The organism is Verrucosispora sp. WMMC514, assembly GCF_027497295.1.
GTDB lineage: Bacteria > Actinomycetota > Actinomycetes > Mycobacteriales > Micromonosporaceae > Micromonospora > Micromonospora palythoicola.
The window spans coordinates 434,307-453,702 of sequence record NZ_CP114906.1; the positions used below are offsets into that span (position 1 = coordinate 434,307).

Annotated in this window: 15 protein-coding genes and 1 pseudogene; 4 read left to right on the plus strand and 12 right to left on the minus strand. The window is 73.4% G+C overall.

Translation table 11 applies throughout. The features are described 5' to 3' along the window. Positions 1–76: 76 nt before the first annotated feature. Positions 77–1,579, minus strand: coding sequence for a glutamate synthase subunit beta (locus O7597_RS01845; RefSeq protein WP_269737435.1), 1,503 nt, complete (start codon positions 1,577–1,579; stop codon positions 77–79). Further along, positions 1,572–6,293, minus strand: coding sequence for a glutamate synthase large subunit (gltB, locus tag O7597_RS01850; RefSeq protein WP_281581867.1), 4,722 nt, complete (start codon positions 6,291–6,293; stop codon positions 1,572–1,574). Before gltB ends, O7597_RS01845 begins: the two co-directional genes overlap by 8 nt. 147 nt (positions 6,294–6,440) lie before the next feature. On the opposite strand from gltB, the gene O7597_RS01855 reads away from it, so the two are divergent. Then, complete coding sequence (locus tag O7597_RS01855) at positions 6,441–7,283, plus strand: GNAT family N-acetyltransferase (RefSeq protein ID WP_281581868.1); 843 nt, start codon at positions 6,441–6,443, stop codon at positions 7,281–7,283. A gap of 102 nt (positions 7,284–7,385) precedes the next feature. Here O7597_RS01855 and O7597_RS01860 read toward each other — a convergent pair whose 3' ends face one another. The 5 genes from O7597_RS01860 to trpC all read right to left on the minus strand — a co-directional run bounded on the left by O7597_RS01860 (position 7,386) and on the right by trpC (position 12,900). Beyond that, the gene (locus O7597_RS01860) at positions 7,386–8,570 is read right to left on the minus strand and encodes an FAD-dependent monooxygenase (RefSeq protein WP_269737438.1); all 1,185 of its coding nucleotides are present in this window, start codon (positions 8,568–8,570) and stop codon (positions 7,386–7,388) included. A gap of 15 nt (positions 8,571–8,585) precedes the next feature. Continuing rightward, on the minus strand, positions 8,586–9,833 hold the full coding sequence (lgt, locus tag O7597_RS01865) for a prolipoprotein diacylglyceryl transferase (RefSeq protein WP_281581869.1): 1,248 nt from the start codon (positions 9,831–9,833) through the stop codon (positions 8,586–8,588). A 166-nt stretch (positions 9,834–9,999) separates the two neighbouring features. Beyond that, positions 10,000–10,815 (minus strand): tryptophan synthase subunit alpha, encoded by an 816-nt coding sequence (gene trpA / locus O7597_RS01870; protein ID WP_281581870.1) that lies wholly within the window; start codon positions 10,813–10,815, stop codon positions 10,000–10,002. 4 nt (positions 10,816–10,819) lie between these two features. Beyond that, positions 10,820–12,058 (minus strand): tryptophan synthase subunit beta, encoded by a 1,239-nt coding sequence (gene trpB, locus O7597_RS01875; RefSeq protein WP_281581871.1) that lies wholly within the window; start codon positions 12,056–12,058, stop codon positions 10,820–10,822. Between the two features lie 38 nt (positions 12,059–12,096). Continuing rightward, positions 12,097–12,900 carry an indole-3-glycerol phosphate synthase TrpC gene (gene trpC, locus O7597_RS01880; protein ID WP_210830529.1) on the minus strand — a complete coding sequence of 268 codons (804 nt, stop codon included), beginning with the start codon at positions 12,898–12,900 and terminating at the stop codon, positions 12,097–12,099. 441 nt (positions 12,901–13,341) lie between these two features. On the opposite strand from trpC, the gene O7597_RS01885 reads away from it, so the two are divergent. Then, complete coding sequence (locus O7597_RS01885) at positions 13,342–13,599, plus strand: hypothetical protein (protein WP_269737441.1); 258 nt, start codon at positions 13,342–13,344, stop codon at positions 13,597–13,599. A gap of 61 nt (positions 13,600–13,660) precedes the next feature. Here O7597_RS01885 and O7597_RS01890 read toward each other — a convergent pair whose 3' ends face one another. The 5 genes and pseudogenes from O7597_RS01890 to O7597_RS01910 all read right to left on the minus strand — a co-directional run bounded on the left by O7597_RS01890 (position 13,661) and on the right by O7597_RS01910 (position 17,728). Further along, entirely contained in the window at positions 13,661–14,236 is a 576-nt protein-coding gene (locus O7597_RS01890) for a Trp biosynthesis-associated membrane protein (protein ID WP_269737442.1), read from the minus strand. A 114-nt stretch (positions 14,237–14,350) separates the two neighbouring features. Beyond that, on the minus strand, positions 14,351–15,913 hold the full coding sequence (locus O7597_RS01895; RefSeq protein ID WP_269737443.1) for an anthranilate synthase component I: 1,563 nt from the start codon (positions 15,911–15,913) through the stop codon (positions 14,351–14,353). Then, positions 15,910–16,338 carry a phosphoribosyl-AMP cyclohydrolase gene (gene hisI / locus O7597_RS01900; protein WP_269738653.1) on the minus strand — a complete coding sequence of 143 codons (429 nt, stop codon included), beginning with the start codon at positions 16,336–16,338 and terminating at the stop codon, positions 15,910–15,912. The genes O7597_RS01895 and hisI overlap by 4 nt, the downstream gene beginning before the upstream one ends. Before the next feature lie 180 nt (positions 16,339–16,518). Next, positions 16,519–17,223, minus strand: a pseudogene (locus O7597_RS31710) (phosphoribosyl-AMP cyclohydrolase); the annotation flags it as partial. 112 nt (positions 17,224–17,335) lie between these two features. Then, complete coding sequence (locus O7597_RS01910) at positions 17,336–17,728, minus strand: MerR family transcriptional regulator (RefSeq protein ID WP_269737444.1); 393 nt, start codon at positions 17,726–17,728, stop codon at positions 17,336–17,338. Positions 17,729–17,850: 122 nt separating this feature from the next. Here O7597_RS01910 and O7597_RS01915 point away from each other — a divergent pair, with 122 nt between their 5' ends. Further along, the gene (locus O7597_RS01915; RefSeq protein WP_281581872.1) at positions 17,851–18,585 is read left to right on the plus strand and encodes an ABC transporter ATP-binding protein; all 735 of its coding nucleotides are present in this window, start codon (positions 17,851–17,853) and stop codon (positions 18,583–18,585) included. Beyond that, positions 18,582–19,337, plus strand: a complete 756-nt coding sequence (locus O7597_RS01920) for an ABC transporter permease (RefSeq protein WP_269737446.1) — start codon at positions 18,582–18,584, stop codon at positions 19,335–19,337. Before O7597_RS01915 ends, O7597_RS01920 begins: the two co-directional genes overlap by 4 nt. Positions 19,338–19,396: the final 59 nt, after the last annotated feature.

Here is a 19,396-nt window from a genome sequence, read left to right on the forward strand (position 1 = left end):
ATAGCCGTTAAGGAGAGGCCGCGTCCGCGCGGTCGTCCCGCGTGGACGCGGCCTCGTTCAGCCCGTCGGGTGGGGGTCAGTGCGCCGCCAGGGGTCGGCTGGCCGGGTGCACCGGGGCCGGCAGGGCGCCGACGCCGTCGAGGTAGGTGTGGATCGCCGCCGCGGCGGCCCGCCCCTCGGCGATCGCCCAGACGATGAGCGACGCACCCCGGTGCATGTCACCGGCGACGAAGACGCCGTCGGCCTCGGTCTGCCAGTCCGCCCGGGAGTCGACCGCGCCTCGCGCGTTACGGGCCACCCCGAGCTGCGCCAGCAACGGCTGTTCCTCGGTGCCCTCGAAGCCGATCGCCAGCAGCACCAGGTCGGCGGGGAGTTCCCGCTCGGTGCCCGGCACCACCGTGACGATCCGCCGGCCGTCGCGCTTCTCCACGCTCACCTCGGCGATCCGCACCGCCCGCACCGCACCGGTGCCGTCGTCGACGAACTCCTGCACCGCCACCGCGAAGACCCGCTCGCCGCCCTCCTCGTGCGCCGGGTACTCGCGCAGGACCCACGGCCACGTCGGCCACGGGTCGCGACCCTCGTCCCGGGCGCGCGGCGGCTGCGGGTACAGGTCGAGCTGGTGCACGCCGGCGGCGCCCTGCCGGTGCGCCACGCCCAGGCAGTCCGCCGCGGTGTCGCCGCCGCCGATGATGACCACGTGCTTGCCGGCCGCGTCGATCGGCGTACCGTCCGCCAGGGTGGCCAGCGCCGGCCGGCCCTCGCCGGCCGCCGCGACCACCCGGTTGGCCGCCACCAGGTGCGCCATCGCCTGGTGCACGCCGCGCAGCTGCCGGCCCGCCGTGTCGGTGTCCCGGCCCTGCAACGCGCCGCAGGCCAGCAGCACCGCGTCGTGCCGGGCGCGCAGCTGCTCGGCGGTGACGTCGACGCCGACGTTCACCCCGGCCCGGAACTCGACCCCCTCGGCGCGCAGCTGCGCCAACCGGGCATCGATGTGCCGCTTCTCCAGCTTGAAGTCGGGGATGCCGTACCGCAGCAGGCCACCGATGGCGTCGTCGCGCTCGTACACGGTCACGGCGTGACCCGCGCGGGCCAGCTGCTGCGCGGCGGCGAGCCCCGCCGGCCCGGAGCCGACCACGGCGACCGACCGGCCGGAGGGCGCGGACGCCGGACGCGGAGTCAACCCCCCGGCCGCGGCGGCGTCGGCGATCTCCACCTCGACCTGCTTGATGGTGACCGGCTCGCCACCGGCGATGCCGAGCACACACGCGGCCTCGCAGGGCGCCGGGCAGAGCCGGCCGGTGAACTCGGGAAAGTTGTTCGTGGCGTGCAGCGACTCCACGGCGGCGTCCCAGTTGCCGGTGCGGACCAGGTCGTTCCAGTCCGGGATGCGGTTGCCCAACGGGCAGCCGTCGTGACAGAACGGGATGCCGCAGTCCATGCAGCGGGTGGCCTGCTCGCGGATCAGTCCCTCACCGGCCGGCGGGTAGACCTCCCGCCAGTCGCTGATCCGCACCGGCACCGGCCGGCGGGCCGGAACCCGCCGGCCGTAGCGCAGGAAACCGTTCGGGTCAGGCACGAGCCACCTCCTGGGCGACCGCCCGCGGGGCGGGGGCTACCGGCGCGGCGGAGGCGACGGCCGGCGGCGCCGGTGCCGCCAGCGCGCTCATCACCGCGTCGTCGACGTCCTGGCCGGCGGCTTCGGCGGCCCGCATGATCTCCATCACCCGGCGGTAGTCGCGGGGAACCACGGCGGTGAACTCCTCCACCGCCTCCGGCCAACGCTTGAGCAGCTGTTCGGCGATGGCCGAGTCGGTCTCGGCGAAGTGCCGCTGCACCAGCTCGTGCAGGCGGGTCCGTTCCGCCTCGCTCGGCGCGGACAGGTCGACCAGCTCGGTGTTGACCCGGCGGCGGTCGAGGTTCCAGACGAACGCCGTACCGCCGGACATGCCGGCGGCGAAGTTACGGCCGGTCGGACCGAGCACCACCACGGTGCCGCCGGTCATGTACTCGCAGCCGTGGTCGCCGACACCCTCGACGACGGTGACCGCGCCCGAGTTGCGGACCGCGAACCGCTCCCCCACCCGGCCCCGCAGGAACACCTCACCGGCGGTGGCGCCGTACAGGATGGTGTTGCCGGCGATGATCTGGTCCTCGGCCCGGCCGCCCGCCTCGGCGTCGGCGGACACGAACGGTGCCGCCGCGTCCGGCCGGACGACCAGCCGGCCACCGGAGAGTCCCTTGCCGACGTAGTCGTTGGCGTCGCCGTGCAGGCGCAGGGTCACCCCGCGCGGCAGGAACGCGCCGAAGGACTGCCCGGCGGTGCCGCGCAGGGTGAACTCGATGGTGTCGGCGGGCAGGCCGGCGCCACCGTGGCGGCGGGTGACCTCGCCGCCGAGCATCGCGCCGACGCTGCGGTGCTCGTTGCGGATCGCCACCTCGGCCCGCACCAACGGCACCGACCCGTCGGCACCGGCGGGACGCAGCGCCGGCTCGGCGAGCGCGATCAGCTCGTTGTCCAGCGCCAGCTCGAGGCCGTGGTCCTGAGCGCGTACGCCGCGCCGGGCCGCGCCCTCGGGCAGCTCCGGCAGGTGCAGCACCCGACCGAGGTCGAGCCCACCGGCCTTCCAGTGCTCCACCGCCGGCGCCACGTCGAGCAGCTCGGTACGCCCGATCGCCTCGTCGATGCTGCGCAGCCCCAGCTCGGCCAGGTAGCCGCGGATCTCCTCGGCGAGGAACAGGAAGAAGTTCTCCACGAACTCGGGCTTGCCGGTGTAGCGCTCGCGCAGCACCGGGTTCTGGGTGGCGATGCCGACCGGGCAGGTGTCCAGGTGGCAGACGCGCATCATGATGCAGCCGGAGACGATCAGCGGGGCGGTGGCGAAACCGAACTCCTCGGCGCCGAGCAGCGCCGCGACGATCACGTCCCGGCCGGTCTTGAGCTGCCCGTCGACCTGCACGGTGACCCGGTCCCGCAGCTTGTTGAGCAGCAACGTCTGCTGCGCCTCGGCCAGGCCCAGTTCCCAGGGGGTGCCGGCGTGCTTGAGCGAGTTCAACGGGGACGCGCCGGTGCCGCCGTCGTGGCCGGAGATCAGGATGACGTCGGCCTTGAGCTTGGCCACCCCGGCGGCGACGGTGCCGACACCGACCTCGCTGACCAGCTTGACGTGCACCCGGGCGGCCGGGTTGACGCACTTGAGGTCGTGCACCAGCTGGGCGAGGTCCTCGATGGAGTAGATGTCGTGGTGCGGCGGCGGTGAGATCAGGCCGACGCCGGGGGTGGCGTGCCGGGTACGGGCGATCCACGGCCAGACCTTGTTGCCGGGCAGCTGGCCGCCCTCGCCGGGCTTGGCTCCCTGCGCCATCTTGATCTGGAGGTCGTCGGCGTTGACCAGATACTCGCTGGTCACACCGAAGCGGCCGCTGGCGATCTGCTTGACGGCGGACCGGCGGGCTGGGTCGTGCAGTCGCTCGACGTCCTCCCCGCCCTCGCCGGTGTTGGACTTGCCGCCGAGCCGGTTCATCGCGACGGCGAGGGTCTCGTGCGACTCGGCCGAGATCGACCCGTACGACATGGCGCCGGTGGCGAACCGCTTGACGATCTCGCTGGCCGGCTCCACCTCCTCGATCGGCACCGGCGGCAGCACACCGTCGCGCAGCCGGAACAGCCCACGCAACGAACCCGCCCGCGCGGCCAGCTCGTCCACCTTGGCGGTGTACTGACGGAAGACGTCGTACTGCCGGCTGCGGGTGGCGTGCTGGAGCAGGAAGACCGTCTCCGGGTTGAACAGGTGCAGTTCACCCTCGCGGCGCCACTGGTACTCGCCGCCCACCGGCAGCAGTTCGACCGACTCGGCGCCGGGCGCCGGCCAGGCCAGCGCGTGCCGGGCGGCCACCTCGGCGTGGATGCCGTCGAGGCCGACACCGCTGATCGTGCTCGGTGTACCCCGGAAATACCGCTCGACCAGTCGGGTGTCCAGCCCGACCGCCTCGAAGACCTGCGCGCCGCAGTAGGACGACACCGTCGAGATGCCCATCTTGGACATGATCTTCAGGACGCCCTTGCCGAGCGCCTTGACGTAGTTGCGGATCGCCGCCCGCGGCTCGACCCCGGCCAGCACGCCCGTGGAGATCATGTCCTCCACCGACTCGAAGGCCAGGTACGGGTTGACCGCCGCCGCACCGTAGCCGATCAGCACGGCCGCGTGGTGCACCTCGCGGCAGTCGCCCGACTCGACGATCAGCGCGACCTGGGTCCGGGTCTGCTCCCGCACCAGGTGCTGGTGCACCGCCGCGGTGAGCAGCAGCGACGGGATCGGGGCCAGGTCGGCGTTGGAGTCCCGGTCGGAGAGCACCAGGATCCGTACGCCGTCCTCGATCGCCTCGGAGACGTGCCGGCAGATCTCGGTCAGCCGGGCCCTGATCCCGGCGCCGCCGTCCCGGATGCGGTAGAGCCCGGAGACCCGTACCGCCTTGAACCCGGGCAGGTCACCGTCCTCGTCGATGCAGAGGATCTTCGCCAGCTCGTCGTTGTCGATCACCGGGTAGGGCAGCACGATCTGCCGGCAGCTCGCCGGGCCGGGATCGAGCAGGTTGCCCTCCGGGCCGATGGTGGTGGCCAGGCTGGTCACCAGCTCCTCCCGGATGGCGTCCAACGGAGGGTTGGTCACCTGGGCGAACAGCTGGTGGAAGTAGTCGTAGAGCAGCCGTGGCCGGGTGGACAGCGGGGAGATCGGGGTGTCGGTGCCCATCGAGCCGATCGGTTCCGCACCGGTCCGCGCCATCGGCGCGAGCAGGATCTTCAGCTCCTCCTCGGTGTAGCCGAAGGTCTGCTGGCGGCGGCGGACCGAGTCGTGGGTGTAGACCACGTGCTCTCGCGCCGGCAGGTCGTCCATCTCGATGAGCCCGGCGTGCAGCCAGTCGGCGTACGGCTGGGCGGCGGCCAGCTCGGTCTTGATCTCGTCGTCGTGCACGATCCGCCCGGCGACGGTGTCGACCAGGAACATCCGGCCCGGCTGGAGCCGACCCTTGGCCACCACGGTGGCCGGGTCGAGGTCGAGTACGCCCGCCTCGCTGCCCAGCACCACCAGGCCGTCCGACGTCTGCCACCAGCGGCCCGGACGCAGACCGTTGCGGTCGAGCACCGCGCCGACGATCTCGCCGTCGGTGAAGGCGACCGAGGCCGGACCGTCCCACGGCTCCATCAGGCTGGCGTGGAACCGGTAGAAGGCGCGCTTGTCGGCGCGCATGTCCGGGTCGTTCTCCCACGCCTCCGGGATCATCATCAGCACCGCGTGCGGCAGGCTGCGCCCGGCCAGGTGCAGCAGTTCGAGGACCTCGTCGAAGTTGGCCGAGTCGGAGGCGGCCGGGGTGCAGACCGGGAAGACCCGCCGGATGTTGCCCGGCAGGTCGGGCGTACGCAGCAACGCCTCGCGGGCCTGCATCCAGTTCCGGTTGCCCCGGATGGTGTTGATCTCGCCGTTGTGGGCGATGAGGCGGTACGGGTGCGCCAACGGCCAGGACGGGAAGGTGTTCGTGGAGAACCGGGAGTGCACCAGGGCGATGGCGCTGGCCACCCGCTCGTCGGTGAGGTCCGGATAGAACGCGGGAAGCTGCTCGGGGGTGAGCATCCCCTTGTAGACCATGGTCCGGCCGGACAGCGACGGGAAGTAGGCCGGCACCCCCCGCTCGGCCGACTCTCGTTCGGCCTGCTTGCGGACGCAGAAGGCGACCCGCTCCAGCTCGACGCCGCGCAACGCCGCGCCGGCCGGACCGGCGGGGGTGTCGGTGAGCCGCTTCGCGGCAAGGAAGACCTGTCGGACGCGCGGCATCGCCGCCAGCGCCGTCTCACCGAGGTCGCTCGGGTCGACCGGGACGTCCCGCCAGCCGAGCACCTCGGCCCCCTCGACCAGGGCGTACTTCTCGACCACCTGCCGGGCACGGGCCTCGGCGGCGTCGTCGTCGCTCAGGAAGACCAGACCGGTGGCGTACTCGCCGGCCGGGGGCAGCGGAAACTCGACCACCGCGCGCAGGAACGCGTCCGGCACCTGGATCATGATGCCGGCACCGTCACCGGTGTTCGGTTCGGCGCCGCGGGCGCCACGGTGGTCCAGCCGGCACAGCGCGCCGAGGCCGTTGGCGACCACCGTGTGCGAGCGTCGGCCGTGCAGATCCGCCACGAACGCCACGCCGCACGCGTCATGCTCGTACGCGGGGTCGTGCAGGCCGGCAGGGGACGCTACCTGGCCCTCTCGCGGCGCCGGCTGGGGGCGGTGTGGGTACGCAAGGGCCACCGGGCCTCCTGTCGTCGCTCAGGCTGGATCATGGTCGGGACGACGTCGGCCCTGGATCGGACTATTGAGTCTACGTTAGGGCCCGGCACACAAGGCCAGTGCAGATTGATCACACCGTCCAGACTCTGGGACATGTAGTCTCGCGCCGTGGATTCCGAGCGTACCGACCTCCTCGACCGGTTGGAACGGTTCTACGACGCGGTGCCCCGGGACGCGGCCCGTGTGGAAGATCACGGCAGTCTGGTGCTGTTCGTCCGGGAAGGCCCGGGATGGCCGTTCTACGCCCGGCCGCGGCCGGACGGCACCGGGTCGCCGACCCTCGCCGACGTGGCCGCGGTGCGGGCACGCCAGCGCGAACTCGGCCTGCCCGAGGCCCTGGAGTGGGTGCACGACCTCAACCCGGAGTTGCTCGCGGTGGCCCGCTCGGCCGGCCTGGGCGTCCTCGAAGCGCCGCTGATGGTGCTCGACCCGGCAACCCTGCCGGATCCGGCGGGGCTGGGCGAGCCGGTGCGGTTGCTCGACCCGGCGGATGCGGACTTCGAGTCGGCGGTGGCCGCCCGACGGGCCGTGGCGGCGGTCGGGTTCGCCGCGCCCGGCACCGCCCGCGGCGAGGCCGGACCGGCCGAGCGCGACGCCGCCATCATCGGATTGGACGCGGCGGCGGTCGACGAGGAACGGTCCCGCGTCGCCGACGGCAGCCGGCTGTCCGCGCTGGCCGGCACCGCGACGGAGGGCCCGCTGGCCAGCGGGATGGCCATGCGGGTCGGCGACGTCGCCGAGATCGCCGGCGTGGCCACCCTGCCCACCGCCCGCCGGCGAGGGCTCGGTGCGGCGGTCACCGCCACCCTGGCCCGCGCCCTGCTGGACTCCGGCACCGACCTGGTGTTCCTCTCCGCCGGCAGCGAGGAGATCGCCCGCGTCTACGTGCGCGTCGGCTTCCGCCGCATCGGCACCGCCTGCATCGCCTCCCCCACCCCCCTGCTCCCCTGACTCCACCCCCACCTTCCCCCTGTTGATCATGAGGTTGACGGCGCTGTCGATCTCCGCAAGTGCCGCTAACCTCATGATCAACGGGGCAAGGTGGGGTGGGGGTCAGGTGGGTGGGGGGCGCCATTGGGCGGCGATGGTGGCGGCGGTGCCGAGCAGGCGGGGGGTTATGGTGCCCAGGGCGGCGTCGCGGGCGCGCAGGGCCAGCCGGCCCCGGGTGCGCAGCACGGCGGACATCCGGCGGGTCTGCCGGACCACGGCCGCCGCGCGGGGCCGCCGCGCCCGGTCGTACGCCATCACCGCGTCGGGCAGGGTGGACTCGCGCAGCAGCGCGGCGAGCGTCGCGGCGTCCTCGAAGGCCAGGCAGGCACCCTGCCCGAGGTGCGGCGGCATGGCGTGCGCGGCGTCCCCGAGCAGCACCACCCCGCCCGGCCCGGCCGGGAAACCGAACGCCCGGGGCAGCGGACGCAGCTCCCGGATCTCCCGCTGCACCAGGTCGGCCGGTTCGGTCGCGGCCAGCAGCTCGTCGACCGGCGCGGGCCAACCGGCGTACCAGCGACGCAGCAGCGCCAGCTGGGTCTGCGGCGGCTCGGGTCGGGGCGCACCGGCCGCGGTGGCCATCCAGTAGATGCCGCCCCGGCTGGAGGCACCGGAGGAGCCGCGCTCGCCCAGCGAGGCGGAGACGAACCGGTAGCCGGCACCGAGGATCTCACCGCCCACCGCGTCGGCCAGGCTCGGCGCGCGGTACCAGGGGATCACCGCCCGCCAGGCGGCGCAGCCGGAGCTGACCACCCCCGAGGCGGGGGCGAGCTGGCGACGGATCACGCTGTCCGTACCGTCGGCGGCGATGACCAGGTCCGCTTCGTACGTGTGCCGGCCGTCGCCGACGGCGGGCCGCTCACCAGCGGCCGCCCGCACCGTCCGCACCGTCACCCCGGTACGCAGCTCGACCCGCTCGCCGAGGCCCGCGATCAGCGCGTCGTGCAGGTCCTCCCGGTGCACCACCACCGGTAGGCGTTCGGCCGGCGTCGGTCGTGGTTGCACCAGCCAGTGCCCGTCCGGGCGGCGTACCCCGCCGTCGGACAGGACGGTGGCGATGGCGTCCAGACCGGCACCGAGCCCGAGGCTGCGCAGCGCCCGGACCCCGTTGGGCCAGAGCACCACGGCGGCCGGCTCCGGGCGGATCCGGTCGGCCCGCTCCAGGAGGGTGACCTGCCAGCCCGAGCGGGCGAGCGCACCGGAGACCGCCAGGCCACCCAGCCCGCCGCCGACCACCACCGCGGTCCGCATGGCGTCCCCCTGACCTCAGCTGTCGCGCTCGGCGGCGGACTCCGCCGCTGTGCCCTCGGCCGGTGCGCCCGACGCCGACGCGGCGTGCGCGTCGTCGGCCGACCCGTCACGCCCACCGGCCGACCCGTCGCCCGCACCAGCCGGCTCGGCGGACCCGCCCGCCGACCCTTCGGGCTGCTCAGCCAACGGCCGGGGTGCCGTGGTCGCCTCGTCGTCCAACCGGCCCGGATCGGGCTGAGCGCCCGCGTCGGGTGGCGTCTCGCCGGTGCGGCGCCAGTGCGCGAACTGCTCCTCGTCGACCACGCGGTAACCCTCGGGCCTGGCCGCCTCGGTGGTGGCGCCCTTGGCCGACAGATCCACCTGCGAGACGTCGGAGGTGGCGGACGGGGCGGTGGCGACACTCGGCAGACCCACCGGGATCAGGTACTCCCGTGGCCCGCGCACCCGCAGGAAGTAGACGAGGGCGCCGAGGAACACCAGCGCCGCGGTCCAGACGTTGATCCGTACGCCGAGGATCGTGTTGGCCTCGTCGGTACGCATCATCTCGATCCAGAACCGGCCGGCGGTGTAGCCCATCACGTAGAGGGCGAAGGCGCGGCCACGGCCGAGCCGAAGCTTACGGTCGACGAGATACACCATCGCGGCGACGCCGACGTTCCACAGCAGCTCGTAGGCGAAGGTCGGGTGGTAGAGCCCCTCCTCCAGGATCGGCTGGCCGGCCTCGTCGCGCAGTGCCTGCCCGCCGTCCATCCGGTGGATCTCCAGCCCCCAGGGCAGGTCGGTCCGCCCGCCGTAGAGCTCGTTGTTGAACCAGTTGCCCAGCCGGCCGATCGCCTGGGCCAGCGCCAGACCCGGCGCCAGCGCGTCGGCGACCACCGTCAGCGGCATGCCCAGTTGCCGGGCCCCGATCCAGGCGCCGACCGCGCCACCGGCGACCGCACCCCAGATACCCAGCCCACCCTCGTAAATCAAGAAGATCTTGAGCCAGTCCCCGCCGGTGCCGAAGTACGGGGCCGGTGAGGTGATCACGTGATAGATCCGGGCGCCGATGATGCCCGCCGGCACCGCCCAGAGGGCGATGTCGAGCACCGCGCCCGGGGCCGCGCCGCGCTGGCGCAGCCGCCGCTCGGTGACCCAGCAGGCCACCGCGATGCCGGCGAGGATGCACAGCGCGTACGCCCGGATGGGGAACGGGCCGAGCTGCCACACGGCGTTGCTCGGACTCGGGATGGCGGCCAGGGACGTCGGCGAGGCGAGACTCACGGGTGCACACGCTACCGCTGCGCACCCCCGTACCGTCACCCCGGTCCGCCGCCCCCTCCCCACCCCCACCCCCGCGATCTTGCGCTTCTTGTCGCCACAAAACCGACATTCCTCGCAGAATGGCGACAACTACAAGATCGACGACGCGGTGGGGTGAGGTGGGGTGTTAGCGGGCGGGGTGGTGGACGCCGTCGGACAGTTCGGCGCTCAGGGTGCGCAGGGCGGTCAGCGCGGCCGCCTCGTCGGGGGCGTCGAGCAGGCAGCGGATGAGCGCGCTGCCGACGATGACCGCGTCGGCGTACCCGGCGACGGTGGCGGCCTGCGCTCCGGTGCCCACGCCCAGGCCGACGCCGACCGGCAGGTCGGTGACCTCCCGCACCCGGGACACCAGCACCGGCGCCGCCTGCGAGGTCTGCGACCGGGCACCGGTGACGCCCATGATCGCGGTGGCGTAGACGAAGCCCCGGCAGTGCGCCGCGGTCATCGCCAGCCGCTCGTCGGTCGACGACGGCGCGACCAGGAACGTGCGGTCCAGCCCGTACTCGTCCGAGGCGGCCAGCCACTCGCCGGCCTCCTCCGGGATCAGGTCGGGCGTGATCAGCCCGGTGCCGCCGGCCGCGGCGAGGTCCCGGGCGAACGCGTCCACCCCGTACCGCTCGATCGGGTTCCAGTAGGTCATCGTCACCACCGGGGCGCCGGTGGCGGCCACCGCCTCGACGATGCGCAGCGTGTCCCGGGTGCGTACCCCGCCGGCCAGCGCGATGTCGCTGGCACGCTGGATCACCGGGCCGTCCATCACCGGGTCGGAGTACGGAATCTCCACCTCGATCACGTCGACACCCGCGGCGACCATCGCCTTCATCGCGGCGATGCTGCCCTCGACGGTGGGAAACCCGGCCGGCATGCAGCCGACCAGCAGGGCCCGGCCGTCCGCCCGGGCCTTGTCGAACGCCACCCCGATCCGGCTGGTCCGCTCGCTCATGGCCTCACTCCTTGTCGAGGATGCCGAAGTACTCACCGGCGGTGTGCACGTCCTTGTCACCCCGGCCGGAGAGATTGACCACGATGGTGGGCTGCCGACCCAGCTCGGCGGCGAGCTTCGGCGCGATGGCCAGGGTGCCGGCCAGGGCGTGCGCGCTCTCGATCGCGGGGATGATCCCCTCGGTGCGGCAGAGCAGCTCGAAGGCGGCCATCGCCTCGTCGTCGGTGACCGGTTGGTAGGTGGCCCGGCCGGTGTCGTGCAGCCAGGCGTGTTCCGGACCCACGCCCGGGTAGTCCAGACCCGCGGAGATCGAGTGCGACTCCTGCGTCTGCCCGTCGGCGTCCTGGAGCACAAAGGTCCGGGTGCCGTGCAGCACGCCGGTGGAACCGCCGGTGATGCTGGCCGCGTGCCGGCCGGTGTCCACCCCGTCGCCGCCGGCCTCGAAGCCGTACAGCCGCACCTGCGGGTCGTCGGTGAAGGCGTGGAAGATGCCGAGCGCGTTGGAGCCACCACCGACGCAGGCGGTCACCGCGTCGGGTAGCCCACCGGTCAGGTCCAGGCACTGCGCCCGGGCCTCCTCGCCGATGCCCCGGACGAAGTCGCGGACCAGCGCCGGGAAGGGGTGCGGCCCGGCGGCGGTACCGATCAGGTAGTGGGTCTCGTCGACGTTGGCGACCCAGTCCCGCATCGCCTCGTTCATCGCGTCCTTGAGGGTGCGCGAGCCGGTCGTCACCGGTACGACAGTGGCGCCGAGCATCCGCATCCGGGCCACGTTCAGCGCCTGCCGCTCGGTGTCGACCTGACCCATGTAGACCACGCACTCCAGGTCGAACAGGGCCGCGGCGGTGGCGGTGGCGACGCCGTGCTGGCCGGCACCGGTCTCGGCGATCACCCGCCGCTTGCCCATCCGCCGGGTCAGCAGCGCCTGACCGAGCACGTTGCGCACCTTGTGCGCCCCGGTGTGGTTGAGGTCCTCCCGCTTGAGCAGCACCCGGGCACCGGCCCGGGCGGAGAACCGGCGGGCCTCGTAGAGCAGCGAGGGCGTACCCGCGTAGTCGCGCAACAATTCGGCGAACTCGGTCCGGAACGACTCGTCGGCCATCGCCGCCCGGTGCGCCGACGCCAGCTCGTCGAGGGCGGCGACGAGTGCCTCCGGCACGAACCGGCCGCCGAACGTGCCGAAGTGGCCGGCGGCGTCGGGAAACTGCGCCGGCACCTCGACGTCCGTGGCGTCAGCACTCATCGCGGGTCCTCTCGCTCGCAAGGGTCGCCGGACGCGGCTCAGCGCGCCGGGCGGGGGGTCGCCGGGTGGTTGCCGGCGTTGACCAGTTCGGCCACCGCCTCCCGGGGACTCTTCTGGGTGACCAGCCCCTCACCGACGAGCACCGCGTCGGCGCCGGCCGAGGCGTACCGAATCAGGTCGTGCGGACCGCGTACGCCCGACTCGGCGATCTTGACGACGTGGCTCGGCAGGCCGGGCGCGATCCGCTCGAACACGGACCGGTCGACCTGAAGGGTACGCAGGTCACGGGCGTTGACCCCGATGACCTGGGCACCGGCCTCCATGGCCCGGTCGGCCTCCTCCTCGTCGTGCACCTCGACCAGCGCGGTCATGCCCAGCGACTCGATCCGTTCCAGCAGGCCGACCAGCACGTTCTGCTCGAGCGCGGCGACGATGAGCAGCACCAGGTCGGCGCCGTGCGCGCGGGCCTCGTGCACCTGGTAGCTGGAGACCACGAAGTCCTTGCGCAGCACCGGGATGTTCACCGCGGCCCGCACGGCGGCCAGGTCGTCGAGTGAGCCACCGAACCAACGCCCCTCGGTGAGCACACTGATCGCCCGGGCCCCACCGGCGGCGTACTCGCCGGCCAGGTCCGCCGGGTCGGCGATCTCGGCCAGCTTGCCCTTGGACGGCGAGGCGCGCTTCACCTCGGCGATGACGGCGACGCCGGGCCGGCGCAGCGCCGCGTACGCGTCGAGCGGCGGCGGCGCGGCGGCGGCCAGTTCACGGATCCGCTCCAGCGGAACCTGTTCCTGCCGCCGGGCCACGTCCTCCCGGACGCCGGCCAGGATCTCGTCGAGCACGCTGACGGGCGCCGCCGGGCCGGCCTCGTTCCCCTCCGCGTGCGCATGTTCAGCAGTCACCAACGGACTCCCCTCTCCGGGTGTCATGGGCCGATGCTAGGGGGCCCCACCTGGACCCGACCGCCGGGGGTATGGCGCTCCTCACGAATCGGGCTGCGGCATAATGGCCGACTTGCGCGCACGGGTCGTCACCATGAGTAACGACATCATCGACGATCGCCCATATAGGGGCCTTCCGGCCGGCCGCTCGACGGCCAGCGATCCGGTCACGTCGATGCTGTGACCAAGCTCAAGGACCAAGGTCCCTGTGCCGGTCAGGCCCCCTACCGCAGAGTTGACGGTGCGGTCATCACCAGGAAACCCGGGCCGAGCAACATCAGGCTCGGGCACACTCGATGACGCGCCTGCCCCACCGCCACGACGATCTCTCCCCGGGTGATCATGAGTACCTCCGCGCCGCACCAGACCATCGGACTCACCACCATCTCGCGCACCGTCGCGTCGCTCGCCGTCGGTGTGGTCCACACCTTGGAGCGGGCAATGGTCGGGCCGGACCGGATGCGGACCGCGTCCGGCAACGCCTGGGAGGCCATCTGTGCCGACCGGGCCCGAGCCGACCAGCGGGCCGAACTGGACCGCCTCGTCGCGGAACTCACCGCGGCCCGCGCCCACGCCCGCGCCCGCCAGCCGGTCGGCTGAGCGCACCCGCACCTCGCGAGGCGCACACCGGCACCCCGGCCCCCCAGCGACCTCCGGCCGGTCAGCGGACCGTCGGATCCTCCCCGCGATCCAGGGCCTCCCACGCCTCGACGGTGCCCGCGCCACCGATCGGGCCGCTGGTGCCGGTCGGCCGAGGGGTCCGACGCTCGTAGCGGGCCCCCATCGCCGGCCAGCGGTGCCCACGCAGCATGGTCAACGAACCACCGACCGCGGCGAGCAACCCGCCGAGCAGGGTGAGGGCCGGCCACTGCCAGGTGACCGGATCACCCAGGTCACCGACGAGCCCGTAACCTCCACCGGCCGCGACGGCCAGACCGAGCAGGGTCAGCAGCCCGCCGAGCACCCGACGCGGCCGGCCCCGGGTGGCCAGCACCGCACCGCCGCCGGCCAGCCCGACGAGGGCCAGCGCCGGCAGCCACGGCAGCAACTGCCCGCCGGTACGCCCCTCCTCCACCAGCAGCATCGGCTCCGAGCGGCCGACCACGTCGACCACCCAGGTGCGGGTCGCCGCCCACAGCGCCAACCCCGCGCCGGCCAGGCAGAGCAGCACGGCGTACGCCAGTTCGCGCCGGCCGGCCCGCGCACCGCCGGTCCCGGTCTCCTCCGTCACGCTCACCGGACGAACCTTCCGCTCGCGACTGCGGGACTCCGCTGCGCCACGTTCCTCGCGCTCACCGAGCTGACCTTCCGCTCGCGACTGCGGGACTCCGCTGCGCTACGTTCCTCGCGCTCACCGGGCTGGCCGGAGGGTTTCCGCGGCGGCGATGGCCGCCAGCACCGCGGCGGCCTTGTTCCGGGTCTCCTGGTCCTCGGCGGCCGGGTCGGAGTCGGCCACCACGCCGGCACCGGCCTGCACGTACGCCCGGCCCGCGCGGATCAGCGCGGTCCGGATCGCGATGGCCATGTCGAGATCGCCGGCGAACCCGAAGTAGCCGACCGTGCCGCCGTAGAGGCCCCGGCGGACCGGTTCCAACTCCTCGATGATCTCCATGGCGCGCACCTTCGGGGCGCCGGAGAGCGTGCCCGCCGGAAAGGTCGCGGCGAGCGCGTCGAAGGCGGTGCGGTCCGCCCGCAGCGTGCCGACCACCGTGGAGACGATGTGCATCACGTGGCTGTACCGCTCGATGGTGGCGAACTCCGGCACCTCGACGGTGCCGGGACGACACACCCGGCCCAGATCGTTGCGCCCCAGGTCGACGAGCATCACATGCTCGGCACGCTCCTTGGGATCGGCGAGCAGTTCGGCGGCGAGCCGGTTGTCGGCCTCCGGGGTCGCGCCGCGCGGACGGGTGCCGGCGATCGGATGCAGCAGCGCCCGCCGCTCGCCGTCCACCTCACCCGTCACCTTCAGGTGCGCCTCCGGTGACGACCCGACGATGTCGAAGTCGTCGAAGCGCAGCAGGTACATGTAAGGGCTGGGATTCGTCGTGCGCAGCACCCGGTAGACGTCCAGCGGGTCGGCGTCGGTCTCCCGCTCGAACCGCTGCGCGAGCACGATCTGGAAGCACTCACCGGCCCGGATCGCCTCCTTCGCCGCCTCCACCGCCTTCGGGTACCCGCCGCCCGGGGTACGGCTGCGCACCTCGCCGGCCGGCGGTCGGGCGACCGTGGCGACCATCGGCGGAATGGGCCGCGACAGTGCGGTGGTCATCGCGTCCAGCCGGCCCACCGCGTGGTGGTAGGCGGCGGTGACCCGCTCGTCGCGGCCCGGCTCGTCGAGCGGCGGCAGGATGGCGTTGGCGACCAGGATCGCCGAACCGTCGAAGTGGTCGAGCACCACCAGGTCGGTGGCGAGCATCATGCCCAGCTCGGGCAGGCGCAGGTCGTCCTCGGTGAGCGCGGGCAACCGCTCGAAGCGGCGGATGAGGTCGTAGCCGAGATAGCCGACCATGCCGCCGGTCAGCGGTGGCGTCCCGTCACCCGGCGCGCCGGGCGGGCCGGCCAGCGCCGCCACCGTGGCGCGCAGCACCTCGACCGGATCCCCGGTGGTCGGCAGCCCGACCGGCGGCACGCCGAGCCAGGCCGCGGCACCGTCCCGCTCGACAAGCGTGGCGCTGCTGCGCACCCCGACGAAGGAGTACCGGGCCCAGGCCAGGCCGGACGAGCCGACGCCCTGCTCGGCGGACTCCAACAGGAACGTACCCGGACCGCCGGCGAGCTTGCGGTAGACGCCGACCGGGGTCTCCGCGTCGGCGAGCAGCCGGCGGGTGACCGGCACCACCCGCCACCGGGCGGCCAGCTCGGTGAAGGTGGCCGCGTCGGGGCTCACCCGACCGTCACTCCGCTCGCTCACGAGGTCACCTGGCCGGTGACCGGGAGTTCGTCGGAGAAGCAGGTGCGCTGCCCGGTGTGGCAGGCGGCGCCGACCTGGTCCACGCTCACCAGCACCGCGTCGCCGTCGCAGTCGAGGGCCACCGAGCGGACGTACTGGTGGTGGCCGGAGGTGGCGCCCTTGACCCAGTACTCACGCCGGCTGCGCGACCAGTAGGTGGCCCGACCGGTGGTCAGCGTGCGGTGCAGCGCCTCGTCGTCCATCCAGGCCATCATCAGCACCTCACCGCTGTCGTGTTGGCGGACCACGGCGGCCACCAGACCGTCGGGAGTACGCCGTAGGCGGCCGGCGATCGCCGGGTCGAGCCGAGACGGTCGCTGCGAACCGCCCGGCGACTCCGGCAGGTCAGGGTGGGCGCCGGTCACCGGCGCGTCAGGAACGGGCACAGTGACCCATTGTCCGGCACGCGGCGCGGGTACCCCAGCCGGCTCCCGGTTGACGGACGGCGTGCCGCCGCCGGGCCGGCCCAACTGGGCCACGTAGCGGTCCAGCCGCCCGTCCAGCAGGGCGTCGGCGAGGTCCGGACCGGCCACCCCCGCCACCTCGGTGGCGTACGGGCGGATCAGTGGCAGGGTGCCGGTCACCAGGCGGGCCGCCGCCGCCCACACCTGTCCGGTCGAGCCGGGACGCAGGCCGAGGCAGCGCAGCATGTCCTCGCGGTAGCCGGCGGGTGCCACCGGTAGGTCGAGCGCGGCGGCGAAGGCCGACCGGCGGGAGACCACCCGTACCGACGGGTTCGCCAGCCGCAACACCGACGGGCAGAGCCGGGCCAGGTCGGCGGCGGCCAGCCGGGCGCCGAGCGCGTCCTCGGTGTCCCGGGCGGCGGCCACCTTGCCCAGCGTGGCGATCAGTTCCTCCAGTCGTGGCTCGTCGGCCGGCTGGCAGAGCACCGGCAGGTCGATGCGGTGCCGCCAGTACGAGTCGGCCCACAGCAGCCGGGTGGGTGCCGTCACCGGCAGGCCGAACGCCCAGTCGGCCGGCTCACCGAGCCGGGTCACCCACGAGTGGATGTCCCGGGCCGCGACCGACACGTGGGTCAGTCGGCCGGAGTGCTCCGCGAGGTAGGCCCGCCGGGCCGCGTACGGAGCGCCGCCGAGCAGGACGTCGACGTCGACGTCGCTGTGCGCGGTGGCGGCCCGGCGCGCGTGGCTGCCGCGCAGCAGGATGCCCACCACGGGCCGGTCGGCGGTGGCCCGCAGCCGTGCGGTCCAGTCGTCGAAGAACCCACTGTCCGGTGACGGAGCGTGATCCACCGCGCCATCGTGCCGCACGTCCGATCGGGGTGCAATGCCCGGTGACGGACCTGGCGTCCGATCTGTGGCTACCTGTGCTTGCTACGGCCTTGTTACTCTACGAGATTTTCGTCCCGATCAGGAGCCTCGGTCAGTCGAGCTCGCCGAGCTCCGCCCGCCGGTAGTGGTCGATCTTGAAGTCGAGCACCTTGAGGTCCTCCTCCAGCTCGGCCATCCGGTGCAGCACCCGCACCCGATGCTCCTCGAACAGTGCCCGCCGGGCGCCGAGCGTGCCGTCACCCTGGCGGGCCAGTTCGACGTAGCGACGCATGTCGCGCACCGGCATGCCGGTGCGGCGCAGCCTGGTCAGCAGCAGCAACCAGTTGACGTCCTGCGGGGTGTAGCGACGCCGGCCGGCGGAGTCCCGGCCCACCGGGGCCACCAGCCCCTCCTGCTCGTACCAACGCAACGTGTGGGTGGTCAGGCCGACCCGCTGGGCCGCCTCGCTGACGGTGAAGGTCGGCTCCCGGGTACCGATGTCCATCGTTCGAGGGTCGCAGCACCGGCCGGCCCGGCGCGACCCCGCTCCGGTGGCCGCGCCTTGCCGAAGCGGCGGTATTTCATCTACCGTTGATTTCAACAGATGATGAATTAGGGAGGTGGGCGATGGCGGACGCGATCGCCGTCCGGGGCCTGGTCGTGGACCGGGGCGGACGGCGGGTGCTGCACGGGATCGACGCCACGGTGCCGCGTGGCTCGGTCACCGGCCTGCTCGGACCGAGCGGCAGCGGCAAGACCACGTTGCTGCGGGCGATCGTCGGAGTGCAGGTGATCGCCGCCGGCACGGTGACGGTGCTCGGAGCCCCGGCCGGCTCGCCGCCGCTGCGCCACCGGGTCGGTTACCTGACCCAGGCGCCGAGCGTCTACGCCGACCTGACGGTGCGGGAGAACGCCCGCTACTTCGCGACCCTGCACGGTCGCGACCGGGCCGAGGCCGACCGCGCGGTGGCCGACGTCGGGCTGGCCTCGGCGGCCGGCCAACTGGTCGGCACCCTCTCCGGCGGCCAGCGCAGCCGGGCGTCGCTGGCCTGCGCACTTGTCGGCGAGCCCGAGCTGATCGTGTTGGACGAGCCCACCGTCGGCCAGGATCCGGTGCTGCGGGCCGACCTCTGGGCCCGCTTCCACGCCCTGGCCGCGACCGGGACGACCCTGCTGGTGTCCAGCCACGTGATGGACGAGGCCGCCCGGTGCGACCGGTTGCTGCTCATCCGCGAGGGCCGGCTCATCGCCGACGACACGCCGGCGGCCGTCCGGGCCGCCGCCGGCGTGGACGATCTCGACGAGGCCTTCCTGCGGCTGATCCGAGCCGCCCAGCCCGACCCTTCCGGGGAGGCACGATGAACCCGCGCATCCTGGCCGCCACCGTCGGGCGCATCCTGCGGCAGTTGCGCCACGACAGACGCACCGTCGCGCTGCTGGTGGCCGTGCCGACCGTCCTGCTCACCCTGGTCTACTACATGTACGCCGACCAGCCCGCGCCGCCCGGACAGCCGTCGAGCTTCGACCGGATCGCCCTGGTGATGCTCGGCTTCTTCCCGTTCATCATCATGTTCCTGGTGACCAGCATCGCGATGCTGCGCGAGCGCACCACCGGCACGCTGGAACGACTGCTCACCACCCCACTGGCCAAGACCGACCTGCTCTTCGGGTACGGCATCGCCTTCGGGCTGGCCGGCGCGGTGCAGGCCGGCATCGCCTCGGCCGTCGCGTACTGGGTCTTCGGCCTGCAGACGGCCGGCAGCAGCGCTCTGGTCATCATGATCGCCGCGCTGAACGCGGTGCTCGCCGTCGCGCTCGGCCTGCTCTGCAGCGCCTTCGCCCGCACCGAGTTCCAGGCCGTACAGTTCATGCCGGTCGTGGTCGCACCGCAACTGCTGCTCTGCGGGCTGTTCGTGCCCCGCGACGAGATGGCCGGCTGGTTGCAGGCGATCAGTGACGTGCTGCCGCTGTCGTACGCCGTCGAGGCCCTGCAGGAAGTCGGCACACACGCCGAACCGACCGGCACCATGTGGCGCGACGTGGCGATCGTCGCCGTCGCGGCGGTGCTGGCGTTGGTGCTCGCCGCGGCCACCCTGCGCCGGCGCAGCGGCTGAGGCCGGTGGTGCCGCCCCGGCGCGTGCCCCGCGCGGGCCGGGGCGGCACCACGGACAGG

Excerpts from the sequence above, each read along its gene's own strand:
- O7597_RS01860 (WP_269737438.1), bottom strand. The coding sequence starts at position 8,570 with ATGCGGACCGCGGTGGTGGTCGGCGGCGGGCTGGGTGGCCTGGCGGTC.
- trpA (WP_281581870.1), bottom strand. The coding sequence starts at position 10,815 with ATGAGCGAGCGGACCAGCCGGATCGGGGTGGCGTTCGACAAGGCCCGG.
- trpB (WP_281581871.1), bottom strand. The coding sequence starts at position 12,058 with ATGAGTGCTGACGCCACGGACGTCGAGGTGCCGGCGCAGTTTCCCGAC.
- O7597_RS01885 (WP_269737441.1), top strand. The coding sequence starts at position 13,342 with ATGAGTACCTCCGCGCCGCACCAGACCATCGGACTCACCACCATCTCG.
- O7597_RS01910 (WP_269737444.1), bottom strand. The coding sequence starts at position 17,728 with ATGGACATCGGTACCCGGGAGCCGACCTTCACCGTCAGCGAGGCGGCC.
- O7597_RS01915 (WP_281581872.1), top strand. The coding sequence starts at position 17,851 with ATGGCGGACGCGATCGCCGTCCGGGGCCTGGTCGTGGACCGGGGCGGA.
- O7597_RS01920 (WP_269737446.1), top strand. The coding sequence starts at position 18,582 with ATGAACCCGCGCATCCTGGCCGCCACCGTCGGGCGCATCCTGCGGCAG.